The organism is Paraburkholderia sp. BR10882, assembly GCF_040948855.1.
GTDB lineage: Bacteria > Pseudomonadota > Gammaproteobacteria > Burkholderiales > Burkholderiaceae > Paraburkholderia > Paraburkholderia nodosa_A.
In genome coordinates this window covers 90,339-108,420 of record NZ_JBFPKP010000006.1, presented here as the reverse complement: position 1 = coordinate 108,420, position 18,082 = coordinate 90,339, and the positions used below count along the sequence as shown (strand labels likewise).

17 protein-coding genes are annotated in these 18,082 nt (G+C 64.3%); 13 read left to right on the top strand and 4 right to left on the bottom strand.

The genetic code is table 11. The features are described 5' to 3' along the window. Positions 1-125: 125 nt before the first annotated feature. The gene (gene guaA, locus AB3X99_RS17355; RefSeq protein WP_069265635.1) at positions 126-1,709 is read left to right on the top strand and encodes a glutamine-hydrolyzing GMP synthase; all 1,584 of its coding nucleotides are present in this window, start codon (positions 126-128) and stop codon (positions 1,707-1,709) included. Positions 1,710-1,790: 81 nt separating this feature from the next. Here guaA and AB3X99_RS17350 read toward each other — a convergent pair whose 3' ends face one another. The 4 genes from AB3X99_RS17350 to AB3X99_RS17335 all read right to left on the bottom strand — a co-directional run bounded on the left by AB3X99_RS17350 (position 1,791) and on the right by AB3X99_RS17335 (position 5,549). Further along, positions 1,791-2,783 (bottom strand): sugar-binding protein, encoded by a 993-nt coding sequence (locus tag AB3X99_RS17350; RefSeq protein WP_165979471.1) that lies wholly within the window; start codon positions 2,781-2,783, stop codon positions 1,791-1,793. A gap of 185 nt (positions 2,784-2,968) precedes the next feature. Continuing rightward, positions 2,969-3,964, bottom strand: a complete 996-nt coding sequence (locus tag AB3X99_RS17345) for an ABC transporter permease (RefSeq protein WP_342945823.1) — start codon at positions 3,962-3,964, stop codon at positions 2,969-2,971. Positions 3,965-4,123: 159 nt separating this feature from the next. Next, complete coding sequence (locus AB3X99_RS17340; protein WP_368617630.1) at positions 4,124-4,864, bottom strand: ATP-binding cassette domain-containing protein; 741 nt, start codon at positions 4,862-4,864, stop codon at positions 4,124-4,126. A 211-nt stretch (positions 4,865-5,075) separates the two neighbouring features. Then, the gene (locus AB3X99_RS17335; RefSeq protein WP_069265638.1) at positions 5,076-5,549 is read right to left on the bottom strand and encodes an Lrp/AsnC family transcriptional regulator; all 474 of its coding nucleotides are present in this window, start codon (positions 5,547-5,549) and stop codon (positions 5,076-5,078) included. A gap of 254 nt (positions 5,550-5,803) precedes the next feature. Between AB3X99_RS17335 and AB3X99_RS17330 the strand changes: the two genes are divergently transcribed. The 12 genes from AB3X99_RS17330 to AB3X99_RS17275 all read left to right on the top strand — a co-directional run bounded on the left by AB3X99_RS17330 (position 5,804) and on the right by AB3X99_RS17275 (position 17,817). Next, the gene (locus tag AB3X99_RS17330) at positions 5,804-7,198 is read left to right on the top strand and encodes an amino acid permease (RefSeq protein ID WP_368617629.1); all 1,395 of its coding nucleotides are present in this window, start codon (positions 5,804-5,806) and stop codon (positions 7,196-7,198) included. Positions 7,199-7,241: 43 nt separating this feature from the next. Continuing rightward, on the top strand, positions 7,242-8,438 hold the full coding sequence (locus tag AB3X99_RS17325; RefSeq protein ID WP_368617628.1) for an amino acid aminotransferase: 1,197 nt from the start codon (positions 7,242-7,244) through the stop codon (positions 8,436-8,438). Positions 8,439-8,717: 279 nt separating this feature from the next. After that, the gene (locus AB3X99_RS17320) at positions 8,718-9,128 is read left to right on the top strand and encodes a DnaJ family domain-containing protein (RefSeq protein WP_368617627.1); all 411 of its coding nucleotides are present in this window, start codon (positions 8,718-8,720) and stop codon (positions 9,126-9,128) included. A 98-nt stretch (positions 9,129-9,226) separates the two neighbouring features. Beyond that, positions 9,227-9,820, top strand: a complete 594-nt coding sequence (tadA, locus tag AB3X99_RS17315) for a tRNA adenosine(34) deaminase TadA (RefSeq protein WP_256094790.1) — start codon at positions 9,227-9,229, stop codon at positions 9,818-9,820. A 25-nt stretch (positions 9,821-9,845) separates the two neighbouring features. Beyond that, positions 9,846-10,772: a muramoyltetrapeptide carboxypeptidase gene (gene ldcA, locus AB3X99_RS17310; protein WP_342945820.1), complete on the top strand. Its 927-nt coding sequence runs from the start codon at positions 9,846-9,848 to the stop codon at positions 10,770-10,772. Positions 10,773-11,082: 310 nt separating this feature from the next. Further along, a complete protein-coding gene (locus tag AB3X99_RS17305) occupies positions 11,083-11,805 on the top strand; it encodes a GntR family transcriptional regulator (protein ID WP_368605414.1) in 723 nt (240 codons plus the stop codon). Between the two features lie 299 nt (positions 11,806-12,104). Next, on the top strand, positions 12,105-13,619 hold the full coding sequence (locus AB3X99_RS17300; RefSeq protein WP_069265644.1) for an NCS1 family nucleobase:cation symporter-1: 1,515 nt from the start codon (positions 12,105-12,107) through the stop codon (positions 13,617-13,619). Between the two features lie 37 nt (positions 13,620-13,656). Then, positions 13,657-14,445: an aspartate/glutamate racemase family protein gene (locus tag AB3X99_RS17295; protein WP_368605412.1), complete on the top strand. Its 789-nt coding sequence runs from the start codon at positions 13,657-13,659 to the stop codon at positions 14,443-14,445. 258 nt (positions 14,446-14,703) lie between these two features. After that, positions 14,704-15,663 carry an allantoinase PuuE gene (gene puuE / locus AB3X99_RS17290; protein ID WP_368605411.1) on the top strand — a complete coding sequence of 320 codons (960 nt, stop codon included), beginning with the start codon at positions 14,704-14,706 and terminating at the stop codon, positions 15,661-15,663. Next, positions 15,660-16,181, top strand: coding sequence for a 2-oxo-4-hydroxy-4-carboxy-5-ureidoimidazoline decarboxylase (uraD, locus tag AB3X99_RS17285; protein ID WP_342945816.1), 522 nt, complete (start codon positions 15,660-15,662; stop codon positions 16,179-16,181). The genes puuE and uraD overlap by 4 nt, the downstream gene beginning before the upstream one ends. Before the next feature lie 82 nt (positions 16,182-16,263). Then, the gene (gene alc / locus AB3X99_RS17280) at positions 16,264-17,274 is read left to right on the top strand and encodes an allantoicase (protein ID WP_368617626.1); all 1,011 of its coding nucleotides are present in this window, start codon (positions 16,264-16,266) and stop codon (positions 17,272-17,274) included. A gap of 18 nt (positions 17,275-17,292) precedes the next feature. After that, the gene (locus tag AB3X99_RS17275; protein WP_069265648.1) at positions 17,293-17,817 is read left to right on the top strand and encodes an ureidoglycolate lyase; all 525 of its coding nucleotides are present in this window, start codon (positions 17,293-17,295) and stop codon (positions 17,815-17,817) included. Positions 17,818-18,082: the final 265 nt, after the last annotated feature.

Here is an 18,082-nt window from a genome sequence, read left to right as displayed (position 1 = left end):
CCCGAGCTTGCGCCACCCGGTGCCGCCGTAGCGCGGCGCTTGGGTCCTGATGAATTCACGCTGCGCGCATTTGAAGTGTCGCGCGGCTTTCCGTATCCGTTCTTTTTTAGGTCTCGTCCGCAGCCATGCACGACAAAATCCTGATCCTCGACTTCGGCTCGCAAGTCACCCAGCTCATCGCGCGCCGCGTGCGCGAAGCCCACGTTTATTCGGAAATCCATCCGTACGATGTGGATGACGCATTCGTGCGCGAATTCGCACCGAAGGGCATCATCCTCTCCGGCGGCCCGAACTCGGTCACCGACACCGATACGCCGCGCGCGCCGCAAGCTGTGTTCGAACTGGGCGTGCCGGTGCTCGGCATTTGCTACGGCATGCAGACAATGGCCGAACAGCTCGGCGGCAAGGTCGACGGCGGCCACCTGCGCGAATTCGGCTACGCCGAAGTGCGCGCGCGCAACCACACGAGCTTCCTCGAGGGCATCGAAGACTTCCGCACGAGCGAAGGCCACGGCATGCTCAAGGTGTGGATGAGCCACGGCGACAAGGTCACGGAGATGCCGGCAGGCTTCCAGCTGATGGCGTCGACGGAATCGTGCCCGATCGCGGCCATGGCCGATGAAGCGCGCCACTTCTACGGCCTGCAATGGCACCCGGAAGTCACGCACACGGTGCAGGGCCGCGCGATGCTCGAGCGCTTCGTGCTCGGCATCTGCGGCGCGAAGGCCGACTGGGAGATGGGCCACTACATCGACGAAGCCGTCGAGACGATCCGCAGGCAGGTGGGCAACGAGCACGTGATTCTCGGCCTCTCGGGCGGCGTGGATTCGTCGGTCGCGGCGGCGCTGCTGCATCGTGCGATTGGCGACCAGCTGACCTGCGTGTTCGTCGATCACGGCCTGCTGCGTCTGAACGAAGCCGAGCAGGTGATGTCGATGTTCGCCGACAACCTCGGCGTGAAGGTGATCCATGTCGACGCGAGTGAAGCGTTCATGTCGAAGCTCGCCGGCGTGACCGATCCGGAAGCGAAGCGCAAGATCATCGGCGCGGAGTTCGTCGAAGTGTTCCAGACGGAAGCCGGCAAGCTCACCGACGCCAAATGGCTCGCGCAAGGCACGATCTATCCGGACGTCATCGAGTCGGCCGGCAAGGGCAAGAAGGCCGCGCACACGATCAAGAGCCACCACAACGTGGGCGGCCTGCCGGAAACGCTCAACCTCAAGCTGCTCGAACCGCTGCGTGAACTCTTCAAGGACGAAGTGCGCGAACTGGGTGTGAAGCTCGGCCTGCCGCACGAAATGGTCTATCGCCATCCGTTCCCGGGCCCTGGCCTCGGCGTGCGTATTCTCGGCGAAGTGAAGCGCGATTTTGCGGATCTGCTGCGCCGCGCGGATGCGATCTTCATCGAGACGCTGCGTAACACGATCGACAAGGAAACCGGCAAGTCGTGGTACGAACTCACGAGCCAGGCGTTCGCCGTGTTTCTGCCGGTGAAGAGCGTGGGCGTGATGGGCGATGGCCGCACGTACGAGTATGTCGTTGCGCTGCGCGCGGTGCAGACGCTCGACTTCATGACGGCGCACTGGGCGCACCTGCCGCACGAGTTGCTGGGCCACGTGTCGAACCGCATCATCAATGAAGTGCGCGGCATCAACCGTGTGGTGTACGACATCTCGGGCAAGCCGCCCGCGACGATCGAATGGGAGTGACGTTCTCCCGCTAGCCTGCAGGCGAAGCAAAGAACCCGCGTTCGGCACGGTGTGCCGGCGCGGGTTTTTTGCTTCCGGCGCTCAATGCTTCAGGCACGTATCCGCGTTCTTCCAGGTGCAAACGTCGAGACCCGTGTGAACGATCGGCTTCACCGTCTTTCCTTCGGCGAGGTCGCGCATCACCATCGCCGCCTGATAGCCCATTTCCTCAGGCCGCTGCCCGACCAGCGCATTGACCTTGTGGTCCTTGAGGGCCTGCAGCTCCGGCCCGAGCGTATCGGCTGAAACGATCACGAACTGGCCGCTGTTGATCTTGTCCATGATCGGCGCGACGACCTGCGAATACGCCTCGGGTGCGAAGAGCGGCCAGCCGCCCTCGAACACGAACGCCTGGAGCGTGCTGGCGTTCGCGGTGAGCGTGTCCTGCATCATCTGATTCGCTTTCGCGGCATCGTCGTTCACGTAGAGTGGACAGGCGCTGATCTCGTGCCAGTTGTTTTCGCCCGCCAGCTTCTTGATGCCTTTCTTGCCCGAGAGCACGTCGCGTGTGCCCTGGGCGCGCTGGTTGATGTTCTCGGCCGCGGGGTTGCCCATCACGAGGCAGATGTTGCCGCCCTTGGGCATCAGCGTCTTCAACTGCTCGCCGAGCTTCACGCCCAGCTCGTAGTTGTCGGTGCCCACATACGCCTTGCGCAACGACTGGTCCTTCGGCAGCAGATCGGCGTCCGCGGTGATGATCGGAATCTTCGCGTTGCGGCGGCGGATCACCTCGGCAATGGCCGGCGCGTTCGACGGCGAAATGGCAATCGCCGCGACGCCCTTGGTCAGCAGGTCGTCGACGATCTGCACTTCGGCGCTTTCATCCGCCGCTGTCGCGGGGCCCGTGTAGTAGCAGTTGTAGCCCTGTTTGCTGAGCTCCTTGTTGGCCCGGTCGCAGCCCTGGTGCATGAGGTCGAAGTACGGGTTGTCGAGGCCCTTCACGACCAGCGCGAGGGTCTTGTCGGCTGCGTAGGCGGAAGAGGCCAGCATCGCGAGCCCTCCGATCGCAGCGAGATACTTCCACGCTTTCTTCATGGTTTCCTCCTGTTCGGCGCCGGTCGTACGGCGCGCGTGTCTCGTACAGTTTTCGTCATCGGAAGGAAAGCCCGCGCCCGTGCCTTGGGCTTTCTGCGGAACCGCGCGCAACGAGTCGCGCTTCTTGTGATGGGTGACGGCCGGCGGTTCCGCGTGCAGTCCGGCCGCGCCTCCCTGAATTGCGTTCAGTCGTTTTGCCGCTCGCCGCCCAGCCGGTTGAACAGCACGGCGATGATGATGAAGCCGCCTACGACCGTGCCTTGCCAGAACGAATCGACGCCGAGCAGGATCAGGCTGTTGCGGATCACTTCGATGAGCGCGGCGCCGACGATCGTGCCGAACGCGCTGCCCACGCCGCCCGCGAGATTGGTGCCGCCGATCACCGTCGCGGCGATCACGCGTAGCTCGTCGCCGGTGCCGAGGCCGGTGGTCACCGCGCCGAGCCAGCCCACTTCGAGAATGGCCGCGACGCCTGCCATCAGGCCGCCCAGCACATAGACCGAGCAGATGACGCGCCGTACCGGCACGCCTGTGAGATTGGCCGCATGACGGTTGCCGCCGACCGCGAAGACATAGCGGCCCCAGCGCGTGAAGGCGAAGGCGAACCAGAACAGCAGGCCGAGGACGATCAGAAACCACACGGGATTGGCCACGCCGAGCGTTTTGCCGCCGCCGAGCAGGAGTAACTTGTGCCCGTCGGGTCCGAATTCGAAGATAGTCCGGCTTCCGGAGATCACGAGCGCGAGGCTGCGGCCCACGCTCAGCATGCCGAGCGTCACGACGAACGGCTGCATGTTGAGATAGGCGATGAGCAGGCCGTTCACGAGGCCGACCACTCCCGCGGTGAGCAGGCCGAGGCCGATGCCGGCCCAGATCGGGTAGCCCGCGTTCATCGTGACGGAAAGCACGATGCCGCTCAGGCCGATCGTCGAGCCGACCGAAATGTCGATCCCGCCTGTAATGATGATGGCCATCATCCCCAGCGCGACGATGGCGACAAAGGCGAAGTTGCGCGTGACGTTGAAGAGGTTTTGCTGCGTGGCGAACGTCGAGGTGACGAACGAGAGCAGGAGGCAGGCTGCGAGCGTCGCGAGCACCACCCAGAACACCTGGCTCGCGAGCAGTCCGCTCCAGCGGGTGTGGGTCTTCGCGGATTGGGGATCGTCAAGCAGTGTCGGCATCGGATTCGGCCTTTGCGGCGCATCGTTCAATTCCGGGTCTCCTGTCGGCCGCACTTAGCGCTTCAGCGCTTAGTGCGGCCCCATGCAAAGCGGTCGGCGCGCACTTAGCGCTTCAGCGCTTAGTGCGGCCCCATGCAACACAATCGCGCGCGGGCCGCTTCAGGCCGCGGCGATGGCTCCGGTGATCAGGCCGGTGACTTCCTCCGGCGAAGAGGCTTCGGTCTGCTTGTCCGCAACCTTGCGCCCGCGCCGCATGACGACCACGCGGTGGGCGACTTCGAAAACGTCAGGCATGCGGTGACTGATGAGAATGACGGCAATGCCATGTTCGGACAGGCGTTTGATGAGGTCGAGCACCTGCGCGACCTGGCGCACGCTGATCGCGGCGGTGGGTTCGTCCATGAGCACGAGCCGCGCCTCGGACAGTCGCGTGCGCGCAATCGCCACGGCCTGGCGCTGGCCGCCCGACATCTGCCGGACGAGATCGCGCGGGCGCGTTTCGGACTTCAGTTCCTTGAACAGCTCGGCAGCGCGCCGGTACATGGCCGCGTGATCGAGTACGCGAAAGGGCCATATGCCGATGCGCGGCTCGCGCCCGAGAAAGACGTTGGCCGCCGCGGTGAGGTTGTCGCAGAGCGCGAGGTCCTGATACACGACCTCGATGCCCTTGGCGCGGGCATCCACGGGGCGGCTGAAATGAACGGGCTTGCCGTCGATGAGGACTTCGCCGTGAGAGGGCGGGAAGTTGCCGGCGATGACCTTCACCAGCGTCGATTTTCCGGCCCCGTTGTCGCCCATGAGTCCGACCACCTGGCCGGGTTCCAGGCTCAACGTCACGTCGGTCAGCGCCTGGATGGCGCCGAAGTGCCTGGAAACGCCTCTGAGTTCAAGAAGACTCATGGACTGTCGTGCTCGCGCTTGTGAAGCCGCCCGTTGCCGTGTCCAGGGTGGCCAGGAGACAGGCTAACTAGCATGTTTTTTAGAGCACGATGGGGCTTTTAGCAAGACTATTTCATCAGCCGGTCTTGCGACGCCGCGAGCAGGCCGCTGATGAGATAAAATTGCGTTTTCGCCGAAAACCCCCGCCAGACGGACCTGGCGCGCGCTTGTCTCAGGCTTCCAGCGGCATCGCGCTCGTCCCCTTGAGTTCATCGAGGCAGACGATCGACTGCACGCTGTTCACGCCGGGCGCGCGCATCAGCGTATCGAGCAGGAACTCGGAAAGCGCCTTGAGATCGCGCGCCACCACCTTCAGAACGTAGTCGATATCGCCAGTCACGGAGTAGCACTCCTGCACCTGCGGCAACGTCGCGACGAGTTCCTTGAACTTGACGAGCTCGCGCATGTGCCCGCGCTCCATCGTTACCTGAATGAAGGCGACCACGCCGAAGCCGAGCGCCTGCGCGTCGAGGCGCGTCTCGTAGCGCCGGATCACGCCGAGCTCCTCGAGCCGCCGGTGACGCCTGAGTGTCTGCGCGGGCGAGAGCTTGATCGCGGCCGCGAGTTCGAGGTTCGAAGCGCGTCCGCGCTCCTGCAGTGCGGCGAGAAGCCGCATGTCGATCGTATCGAGCGCGAGATTTTGCATTTATCTTGCGTGAGATGGGTTTGAGGCGAGAGGGAATTGTATCAATCAGGGTTTGCCTGCGTACGAGATGAAATCATATTTTTCCGCGTCAACTATACACTGGGCGCACCCGATCGGGCTGGCGGCCAATACCACCAAGCCCGGCAGCGCGCCGATGCAGAAGGTTGTGTGCGCAATTTTATTTCGTGGAGCGGAGCCGGCGTCCTACCCGGATGCTTCGGCCCTGCGCACATAAGTCGGAGACAGGACGAGACATGGTTTCAAACGACACGCGTGAAAATCGCGGCCAGCTAAAACGCGGCCTCAAGAATCGCCACATTCAGCTCATTGCGCTGGGCGGGGCGATCGGCACGGGGCTGTTCCTCGGCATTGCGCAGACGATTCAGACCGCCGGCCCCTCGGTGCTGCTCGGCTACGGCGTCGCCGGCATCATTGCGTTCTTCATCATGCGGCAACTGGGCGAGATGGTCGTGGACGAGCCCGTCGCCGGTTCGTTCAGCTATTTCGCAGACAAGTATTTCGGCCCGTTCGCGGGCTTTCTCTCCGGCTGGAACTACTGGGTGCTCTACGTGCTCGTGAGCATGGCCGAGCTTTCGGCGGTCGGCATCTACATGCATTACTGGTGGCCGACGCTGCCCACGTGGGTCTCGGCGCTGGTGTTCTTTGTCGTGATCAACGGCATCAACCTCACGAGCGTGAAGTCGTACGGCGAACTCGAGTTCTGGTTCGCCATCGTCAAGGTGCTCGCGATCGTCGGCATGATCGCCTTCGGCGGCTGGCTGCTGTTCTCGGGCTCGGCCGGTCCCGAGGCAAGCGTGTCGAACCTCTGGCGCAACGGCGGTTTCTTCCCGCACGGCGTCTCGGGTCTCGTCATGGCCATGGCGGTCGTGATGTTCTCGTTCGGCGGGCTGGAGCTGGTCGGCATCACCGCGGCAGAGGCCGATGATCCCTCGCACAGCATTCCGCGCGCGACGAATCAGGTGATCTACCGCATCCTGATTTTCTACATCGGCGCGCTCGGCGTGCTGCTCTCGCTCTACCCCTGGCAAAAGGTCGTGGCCGGCGGCAGCCCCTTCGTGCTGATCTTCCACGCGATGAACAGCGACCTCGTGGCCAACGTGCTGAACCTCGTCGTGCTGACGGCGGCGCTCTCGGTCTACAACAGCGGCGTGTACTGCAACAGCCGCATGCTCTACGGTCTCGCGCAGCAAGGCAATGCGCCGAAGGCGCTGCTCAAGGTGAGCCGGCGCGGCATTCCGCTGGCGGCGCTCGGCGTGTCGGCGTTCGTCACGGCCGCCTGCGTGATCATCAACTACTTCATGCCGGGCAAGGCGTTCGAACTGCTGATGGGGCTCGTCGTGTCCGCGCTCATCATCAACTGGGCGATGATCAGCCTGATTCACCTGAAGTTCCGCCGCGAGAAGGCGCGTACCGGTCAGACGACCACGTTCCGCAGCCTCGGTTATCCGCTGACGAATTACGTGTGTCTCGCGTTCCTCGGCGGCATTCTCGTTGTAATGTATCTGATCCCGGATCTGCGCATTTCCGTGTACCTGATTCCGGTCTGGCTGGGCGTGCTTGGGCTCGCCTACCGCCTGTGGTGCCGCAAGTCGGTGCCGGCGCTGCAACGCGGCGTGCCGGCTCCGTAAGCGCTGATATTCGTCCCGAATTTCGTCCAGAGAGTTAAACAGCATGTTCGAACACATCGATGCCTATCCCGGCGACCCGATCCTCTCGCTCAACGAGAATTTCCAGAAGGACCCGCGTCAGAACAAGGTCAATCTGAGCATTGGCATCTACTTCGATGACGAAGGCCGTCTGCCCGTCATGAAGGCCGTTCACGCGGCCGAGGCGGCGATTCTCGAGGAGCCGGGTCCGAAGCCGTATCTGCCGATGGCCGGTTTCGCGCAGTATCGCGACGCTGTGCAGGCACTGGTGTTCGGCGCCGACTGCCCGTCGCGCGCGGCCGGCCGCATCGCGACCGTGCAGACGCTGGGCGGCTCGGGCGCGCTCAAGGTGGGCGCCGATTTCATCAAGCGCTATTTTGCGACCAGCCAGGTGTGGGTGAGCGATCCGACGTGGGAGAACCACCGTTTCATCTTCGAGCGCGCGGGCTTCACGGTGAACACGTACCCGTACTACGACGAGGTGACGGGCGGCCTGAAGTTCGAGGCGATGCTCTCGGCCATCGACGCGCTGCCGGCGAAGAGCGTCGTGCTGCTGCACGCGTGCTGCCATAACCCGACGGGCGTCGACCTGGATCGCGCGCAATGGGAGCAAGTGATCGACGTGCTGCAAAAGCGCGACCTGCTGCCGTTCGTCGATATGGCGTATCAGGGCTTCGGCGCGGGCCTCGAGGACGACGCGTTCGCCGTGCGCGAGCTTGCGCGCCGTGGCGTGCCGGCGCTCGTGGCGAATTCGTTCTCGAAGAACTTCTCGCTTTACGGCGAGCGTTGCGGCGGGCTGCACGTGATCTGCGAAGACGCGGCGGCCGCCGACCGCGTGCTCGGCCAGCTCACGGGCTCGGTGCGCGCGAACTACAGCAATCCGCCGACGCACGGCGCGAAGATCGTCACGCGCGTGCTGGGCACGCCGGCACTGAAGGCGGCGTGGGAGCAGGAGCTGGCGGCGATGTGCGAGCGCATTGCGCGCATGCGCGTGGCGATCCACGACGGCCTGCGCTCGCATGCGAGCGAAGCGGCGCTCGCTCGCTACGTGAAGCAGCGCGGCATGTTCACGTACACGGGCTTGAGCGAGAAGCAGGTCGAGCGCCTGAAAGAAGAATTCGCCGTGTACATCCTGCGCTCGGGCCGTATGTGCGTGGCAGGCCTGAACGAGAAGAACGTAAGCGTGGTGGTCGACGCGGTCGGCAAGGTGATGAAGGACTAAGTGAAGGGCGGGGCCGAATGCCCCGATATCTTCCTTGCGCCGCTGGCGTGCCGGTATGTGCCGGACGCTCCAGCGGCGTTTTTGCATCCAGCCCTTGGAACGGCTGCCTCAGCCGGCTGCCATCAGGCGATTCCAGATTGCGTCGCCCGCGTCTTTTCATTCGCATCAAACCGTCGGTCTGTCAAGCTGCAGGGGGTAGATGGCACACATGCCGGCCGCGCACGGTCTTCCAGGTCTCACCCTGATAGAATGCGTGAGCCGCAACGTAGTGGATTGCTGATGAAATTGCTTGATGCCCTCGTCGAACAACGGATTGCCGCCGCGGCCGCGCGCGGTCACTTCGACGACCTGCCCGGCGCCGGTGCGCCGCAGACGCTCGACGACGACCCGCTCGTGCCCGAAGAAGTGCGCATAGCCCACCGCATCCTGAAGAACGCGGGCTTCGTGCCGCCCGCAGTCGAACAGCTGCGGGCCTTGCGCGACCTCGAGGACGAGCTCGCCACGGTGGGCGACAAGGCCGTGCAGTGTCGTCTGCGCGCGCGCATGCTGGCGCTCGACATGGCGCTCGAATCGTTGCGCGGCGGACCGATGGTCGTGCCGCACGAATATCGCCGCCGCATCGCGGAGCGTTTGTCCGAACGCGCAGCGGGCGAGCCCGGCCTCCCGGGGCTCCCGGCGGGGGCGGCGTGACGGGCAGTCCCGTCCAGCCAGACGCCCCCGGCGGCGAACGCGAAGAGGCGCACCCGGTGGTCACTTCGCCCGCTGGATCGGTTCCCGCCGATCCGCTCGTGACGGCGTCCACACCCGCGCCTCAATCCGACGTCCAGCTCAATCCCGTCTCCGAGCGCGACCGGCATTTCATGCGCCTCGCACAGGCCGCCGCCGAAGAGGCGCGCGCCGCCGGCGAAGTGCCCGTGGGCGCGGTGCTCGTGCGTGGCGACGAAGTGATCGCCTCGGGCTTCAACCACCCGATCGGCGCGCACGATCCCTCCGCGCACGCCGAAATGGCGGCCTTGCGCGCGGGCGCGCACGCGCTGGGTAACTACCGCTTGCCGGGCTGCGAACTCTATGTGACCCTTGAACCGTGCCTGATGTGTGCCGGCGCGATCATGCACGCGCGCATCGCACGTGTGGTGTTCGGCGCACATGATCCGAAAACCGGCGCGTGCGGCAGCGTGGTCGACGCCTTCGCCAACGAGCAGCTCAATCATCACACGAGCGTGTCCGCAGGCGTGCTGGCGGACGAGTGCGGCGAGGCGCTGCGCGCGTTCTTCGCCGATCGGCGCCGCGCGAGCCGGGAAGCGCGCCGCAAGGCTCGGGAACAGGCTGAGCAGGCGCAGGGAGGGACTGGCGTAGCCGGTCCGGATGGACCCGCGGGTTGAATCTCACGGTTGAAGCGAATTCGACATGACCATTCATCGCACCATCGAGCTGGTTGCTCCGTCCGGTTATCCGCATGATGCGGAAGCGGTGCACCGAGCGCTTGTCCGGTTGCGGGCGCAGGGCCATCACGTCAACGGCGTGCAGGCGACCGAGCGGCGCTATCAGCGTTTTGCCGGCACGGATGGCCAGCGCGCGGCCGAACTGAATCGCCTCGCCGACCCATCGCGCGACCTGCCGGACATCGTACTCGCCGTACGTGGCGGCTATGGCGCGGTGCGCATCCTGCACGGTCTCGATTACGACGGACTGCAACGGCGTTTGACGGACCAGCCCATTGCGTTCGTGGGGCATAGCGATTTCACCGCCATCCAGCTCGCGCTGCTCGCGCGCGCCGGGCTCACGACGTTCGGCGGCCCGATGCTCTGCAGCGACTTCGGCGCCGAGAGTCTCAGCAGCTTCACGATGCATCACTTCTGGGACGCGCTCTCGAAACCGAACTACACGCTCAAGGTGAACGCGCCGCAGGCCCAGTCGACGAGTGTTTCGGGCACGCTCTGGGGCGGCAATCTGGCCGTGCTGACTTCGCTGATCGGCACGCCTTATCTGCCGCCGGTCGAGGGCGGCATCCTGTTCGTCGAAGACGTGAACGAGCAGCCGTTCCGCATCGAGCGCATGATTTATCAGTTGCATCTGACCGGCATCCTTGCTCGCCAGCAAGCCCTGGTGCTGGGCGACTTCACGGGCCACAAGCAGTTCGATTACGACAATGGCTACGATCTGCGCGAAATGGTTGAGCAGGTGCGTGCCGTGGTTGGCATTCCGGTGGTCACGGGCCTGCCGTTCGGCCATATTCCGGATATGGTCACGCTGCCGATGGGCGCACCTGCGCAGTTGACCACCACCGCGCACGGTTTCGAACTGACCGTGAGCGGGTATCCGCACCTGAGTTGATTTCGCACCGACATGGAAGCGCTTTCGGGCGCTTTTTTTCAGGGAGCCTTATGCAACTAACGGCCAGTCAAAGGCGGCATCTGACAATGTTCACGCCAACGCTTCTTCTCTAAATTGTTGACAAAAAATTCGCCCGGATTGGGGCAGCAAATCACCATGCAGGTGCTGAATTCCCCGAAGTGGAGCGCCTTTCACCGATACGAGGCACGTGGCAGTCGGCGCGCACGTGGGGATCTTCCCCAGGTTCGCCAACATAATTGTTGACAATATTTATGTCCAACCTAGGATACCCAGCATAGAGACACGAGCCATGCGAAAGACCGATATCGACGCCGAAGCAACCGGCATGAAGCCCGAGGCGATCGCCGCGCGAATCCGCGCAGCGATTCTCGAGCACCGGCTGCCGCCCGGCGCGAAGTTGACCGAAGCACAGTTGTGCGAAGTATTCGGCGTGAAGCGCGGCCCGATCCGCCAGGCGCTCGCGCTGCTCGCGAAGGACCACCTCGTGGATCTGGAGCCCAATCGTGGCGCGTTCGTCGCAAGCCCGTCGCTCCAGGAAGTGCACGAGGTGTTCGAGATGCGACGGATCATCGAGCTGGCAGTAGTGGGGCGCATTTGCAGCGCGCAGCACGGCAACCGTCGGCTGAAGACCATCGGCGAGACGATCCGGCGCGAGCGCAAGGCCTTCGAAGGGCGCGACTTCCCGACGTGGATCCGGCTTTCGGGCGAGTTCCATACGTCGCTGGCCACGCTCACCGGCAATACGGTGCTGTGTGACTGTCTTAACGGGCTCGTGGCGCGCTCCACGCTGATTTCGGCGCTCTACGAATCGCCGGGACGCAGTCCGTGTTCGTTCGACGATCACGAGGCGATTCTCGCGGCACTCGAGGCCGGAGACGAGAAAGCGGCCGTCGAGCTCATGGTCCGCCATTTACAGGGTGTCGAGCTCAGGATGCTCGACCGGCCGGGAGGCGCCTCGGTCGACTTGCAGGAAGTGTTCAGTGCGCGCGAGGCGACCACGCTTGCACGCTGATACGCATGCGAAGCGGCACTAAAACGGATTGCAGTAAGGGATTGCAGTAAAGCGCGACAGCCCGCTTCGACAGGTGGCTGCCGCGGCTGAAAAGGATGGAGTGGGGCGCATGCAATGCATGCGTACGGCAAGAACAGGCACAGCGTTACAGGGCGCCACCAGACGGCGACCGGCGCAGTGCCCGAGAAGGCCAGACCATTCGGGGATATCGCGGCGGCCGCGTCCAGCGGCGGTACGCACGCGTTTCGAGGCGTTCAGGCGTCTTTTTTCCGTCGGCATATCCATCCAAGGAGCGGATCATGGCTCAATTCAGCGCGTCACCTGGCAGTCCGGCAGTGCCCAACTTCGAATCTGGCGAAAGCAGCGAGTCCGCAGACAATCTGCGCTTGCCGGCCGGCTACAGCGAGCGGCTCTACAACCACGACCTGGCTCCCCTCAAGGAGCAGACCTGGGGCGCGTACAACATCTTCGCGTTCTGGATGTCCGACGTGCATAGCGTCGGCGGCTATGTGTTCGCGGGGAGCCTCTTCGCGCTCGGCCTCACGAGCTGGCAAGTGCTCGTCGCGCTGATCGTCGGCATCTCCATCGTCAATGTGCTCTGCAATCTGATCGCGCGGCCGAGCCAGCGTCACGGCGTGCCGTATCCGGTGGCGTGTCGCGGCACCTTCGGCGTACTCGGCGCCAACATTCCCGCCGTGATTCGCGGCCTCATCGCCGTGGCGTGGTACGGCATCCAGACCTATCTCGCTTCGAGCGCGCTCGTGATCGTCGTGCTCAAGTTCGTTCCGCAACTCATGCCTTATGCCGACGTGCACAAGCACGGCTTGCTCGGGCTTTCCGCGGTCGGCTGGGCCGGCTTCATGACGCTCTGGGTGCTGCAGGCCCTCGTGTTCTGGAACGGCATGGAGACCATCAAGAAGTTCATCGACTTCGCGGGGCCGGCTGTTTATGTCGTGATGTTCGCGCTCGCGGGCTACATGGTGTATCGCGCGGGTTGGCACAACATCGGTTTGAATCTCGGCGGCGTGAAGTATCACGGTACCGAAGTGATTCCCGTGATGATCACGGCGATCTCGCTCGTGGTGTCGTATTTCTCGGGGCCGATGCTCAATTTCGGCGACTTCTCGCGCTACGGCAAGTCGCTCAAGAGCGTGCACAAGGGCAACTTCTGGGGGCTGCCGGTCAACTTCCTCGCCTTCTCTCTCGTCACGGTCATCACGACGTCGGCAACGCTGCCTGTGTTCGGAGAACTGATTACCGATCCCGTCGAAACGGTCGGCCGCATCGATCATCCGACCGCGGTGATTCTCGGCGCGCTCACGTTCACGATCGCGACTATCGGCATCAACATCGTCGCGAACTTCGTTTCGCCCGCGTTCGATTTTTCCAACGTCGCGCCGCGGCTCATCAGCTGGCGTGCGGGTGGCATGCTCGCCGCCGTGGCCTCGATCTTCATCACGCCGTGGAATCTCTTCAACAACCCGGCCGTGATTCACTACACGCTCGACATACTCGGCGCCTTCATCGGGCCTTTGTATGGTGTGCTGATCATCGACTTTTATCTCGTGAAGCGCGGTCGTCTTGCCGTGGATGATCTCTACACGGTGTCGCCGAACGGGGCGTACTGGTATCGCAACGGCGTGAACTGGCGCGCGGTGTCGGCCTTGCTGCCCGCCGCCGTGATCGCGATTCTCTGCGTGATGGTGCCTTCGCTCGGCGGCGCGGCGAACTTCTCGTGGTTCATCGGTGCCGCACTCGGCGCGTTGTTCTACCGTGCGCTCACGATGGGCGAACGTGCTCGCGCGAACGCATGAGCTGCGCGTAAAACCAGGCATCGACGAAGGAATCGAAATGCGCATCAAACTGATCAATCCGAACACTACGCAGCGTATGACCGCCGCGATGGAGCAGTGCGCGCGCGCCGTGATCGCACCGGGCACGGAGGTGGTGGCGGTGAGCCCGACGATGGGCCCGCCGTCGATCGAAGGCTATTACGACGAGGCGCTCGCCACCCCTGGCCTGCTCGCCGAAGTGGAGGCGGGCGAGCGCGAAGGCTTCGACGGCTACGTGATCGCGTGCTTTGGCGACCCGGGCTTGTACGCGGCGCGCGAGTTGGCGCGCGGGCCCGTCGTGGGCATCGCGGAAGCCGCGATGCATGCGGCGAGCGTGCTCGCGCCGGGCTTCTCGGTCGTGACGACGCTCTCGCGCACGCGCGCCATGGCCTGGCATCTCGCCGAGCGTTACGGCATGACGCGTTTTTGCCGCAACGTGCGCGCGATCGACGTGGCTGTGCTCGAACTCGATGAACCGGGGTCGGCCGCGCGCCGCGCGATCGTCGACGAGTGCCGCCGTGCGCTCGAAGAAGACGGTGCGGACGCGATCGTGCTCGGTTGCGCGGGCATGACGAGCCTGTGCGCGCAGGTGGAAGACGCGCTCGGCGTGCCGGTGGTCGACGGCGTGACGGCCGCTGTGAAGTGGGTCGAGGCGCTCGTCGCACTGCGCCTCACGACCGCCAAGCGCGGCGACTTCGCGCGCCCGCTCGCCAAGCGCTATGACGGCGAATTCGCGCGTTTCAGCCCGGCCAACCCCGCCCCGGCCACGGAAACGCCGCCGCCCGTGCGGCCGCTGCGTTACGGGTAAACGCGCAGCGCGCGCAAGCGGAGGTGGCCACCCGGATCACGTCGTATCGGGCGGCCACATACACCTCGCTTGACCCGTACTATCTGAGCGTGCGTATGGGCGCGTCCAGGTGATTTCGCTACACTGGTCCGGTCCTGTGAGCAGGTTGCGCGGACCGTCCGCGAGGCCCTGCAATGCAGCGCCAGCGGCCGTTTCGCGGTGCCTCGCCGTTGTGCGGATATTGCGTTTCATTCTCTCTATTCGATTGATTCGACCAGCATGCCACTCGATCCCCAATATCCCCGCGATCTGATCGGTTATGGCCGGTATCCGGTGCAGGCCAACTGGCCCGGCCAGGCGCGCGTCGCGGTGCAGTTCGTGCTCAACTACGAAGAGGGCGGCGAAAACTGCGTGCTGCACGGCGACCCCGGCTCCGAGCAGTTCCTCTCCGAAATCGTGGGCGCCGCGGCCTATCCCGCGCGCCATATGAGCATGGAGTCGATCTACGAATATGGCTCGCGCGCGGGCGTGTGGCGCATCCTGCGCGAATTCGAAAAGCGCGGCCTGCCGCTCACCGTGTTCGGTGTGGGCATGGCGATCGAGCGTCATCCCGAAGTCGCGCGTGCGTTCGTCGAGTTGGGCCACGAGATCGCGTGCCATGGATATCGCTGGATTCACTACCAGGACGTCTCGCCCGCCAAGGAAGCCGAGCATATGAAGCTCGGCATGGAAGCGATCGAGCGCGTGACGGGCGTGCGTCCGCTCGGCTGGTACACGGGACGCGACAGCCCGAACACGCATCGCCTCGTGGCCGAGTATGGCGGCTTCCTCTACGACTCCGATTACTACGGCGACGACCTGCCGTTCTGGATGGACGTGGAGGTCACCGGCGGCACGTCGGTGCCGCAACTGATCGTGCCTTACACGCTCGATACCAACGACATGCGCTTCGCGTCGCCCCAGGGCTTCAACACGGCGGACCACTTCTTCACCTATTTGCGCGACGCATTCGACGTGCTCTACGAAGAAGGCGACGAAGCGCCGAAGATGCTCTCGATCGGCATGCACTGCCGGCTGCTCGGGCGCCCCGGGCGTTTTCGCGCGCTGCAGCGCTTTCTCGATCACATCGAGAAACACGAGCGCGTGTGGGTCACGCGCCGCGTGGACATCGCGCGCCACTGGCGCGAGCATCATCCCTATCAACCGCAGCAGAACGACCACCGCGGGGCCGCCGCATGAAGGCAATGCACTACACCCTCGAACAGCTGAATCAAGCCTCGGTCGACGCCTTCGTGGCGGCACTTTCGGGCATCTTCGAGCACTCGCCCTGGGTCGCCGCTGCGGCCGCGCAGCAACGCCCGTTTGCGAGCATCGACGCGCTGCATCGCGCCATGTCGCAGGCCGTGGAAACCTCCGGCGAGACGCAGCAGCTCGCGCTCATCAACGCCCACCCGGAACTTGCGGGCAAGGCCGCCGTGCGTGGCGAGCTGACCGCCGAATCCACGCGCGAGCAAAGCGGCGCGGGTCTGAACCAGTGCACGCAGGAAGAGTTCGACAAGCTGCTGGCGCTCAACGGCGCGTATCGCGAGAAGTTCGGATTCCCATTCATCCTCGCGGTGCGCGGCTATGACCGCCACGGCATCATCGCGAACTTCGAGGCGCGCGTGAACAACAGCCGCGCCGATGAAATGCGCGCGAGCCTCGACCAGATTTACCGCATTGCGCGCTTCAGGCTGGACGAACTGATCGACGCGTAACGTGGCGACGCGCCCCCCGGCTTCTCGCGGAAGGGGTGCAGCGCCGTTTTGATCTACAGAAAAGACACGAAGGAAGACAACGATGGCACTCCCGACTCTCGACCCCAACGCCCCCGATTTCACGCGCCGCTTCGTGAATCTCGCGGACCCGCGCCTGGGCGCGCAGGCGCTCGAGGCGAGCGACGACTTCTTCGCGCCGAAGGATCGCATGCTCAATCCGGAGCCGGCCGTCTTTATTCCGGGCAAGTACGACGAACACGGCAAGTGGATGGACGGCTGGGAAACGCGCCGCAAGCGCACGACCGGCTATGACTGGTGCATCGTGAAGCTCGCACGCCCCGGCGTCATCAAGGGCCTCGATATCGACACGAGCCACTTCACCGGCAACTACCCGCCGGCGGCATCGGTGGAGGGCGCGTACGTGGCCGATGGCGCACCCGCGGCCACGACACAATGGACGGAGATCGTTCCTTCGACCTCGTTGAACGGCAATAGCCACCATTACGTGGAAGTGTCGAGCGACAAGCCGTACACGCACCTGCGTGTGAATATCTATCCCGATGGCGGCATCGCGCGTCTGCGCGTGTACGGCCAGCCGCAGGTGGACTGGGCGGGCGCGAGCCGTACCGAACTGTTCGACCTGGCCGCTATGGAAAACGGTGCGTACCTCGTTAGCGCGAACAACCAGCACTTTGGCATGGCCTCCACGCTGCTCATGCCGGGCCGCGGCGTGAACATGGGCGACGGCTGGGAAACGCGCCGCCGCCGGGAGCCGGGCAACGACTGGGCGATCATTGCGCTCGCACAGCCGGGCATCATCAGGAAGATCGAAGTCGATACGGCGCACTTCAAGGGCAACTATCCCGATCGCTGCTCGTTCCAGGCCGCGCGCGTGGTGGGCGGCACGGACAGCTCGCTCGTGACCCAGGCCATGTTCTGGCCGGTGCTGCTCGGCGAGCAGAAGCTGCGGATGGACAAGCAGCACTACTACGAAAGCGAACTCGCGGCGCTTGGCGCGGTTACGCACGTGCGCTTCAACATCATCCCGGACGGCGGCGTGTCGCGTGTACGCCTCTGGGGCACGCTCGCCTGATACGCTGACGAGGCCATCATGAGTGAAACAAGGACGACGCTGACTATCGAGCCGCTCACGCCCGAGGCGTTCGCGCCCTTCGGCGACGTGATCGAACTCGCGGGTGCGAAGCAGATTCCGATCAATCTAGGGACGACCATCCGCTTTCACGATCTCGCGAAAGTGGATGTGACTGACGAGGGCGGCCGCACGCTCGTGAATCTCTTTCGCGGGCAGCCGCGCGAGCTGCCGTTCGAAGTGAAGATGCTCGAACGGCATCCGCTGGGCAGTCAGGCATTCGTGCCGCTCAACGACAAGCCGTATCTCGTGGTGGTCGCACCGGCGGGCGATCTGGATGTCACCCGGGTTCGCGCGTTCGTTTCGCGCGGCTGGCAGGGCGTGAATTATGCGAAGGGCGTTTGGCATCACCCGCTGATTGCGTTGGGCGAGGTGAGCGATTTCATCGTCGTCGACCGCGGTGGAGACGGGCTCAATCTCAACGAGCAGGATCTGCCTGAGTCGTTCTGGTTGACGGAAGAAGCGATGAAGGCGGCGATGCGCTAATTCGCGGAATTACCAGGCAGTCCGTATCAGCAGGAGAAAGCCACGTCCGAGACGTGGCTTTTTTTGCGTTTTGCGGATGAAGGCGCGGTGAAACGTGGCGAGTCATGCATGGCTGTGTGCGACGCTTCAATACGTCGATTGGATCAGGTGGCGAGGGTCGTTGGCATACGCGCTCTGTTTGCTCAGCGGCGCCCGACTGCGTGATGCGCCTGCCGTCGCCAGCCCGAATGGTTCGCAGCCCAACGCGCAACCCCCTCAGCAACGA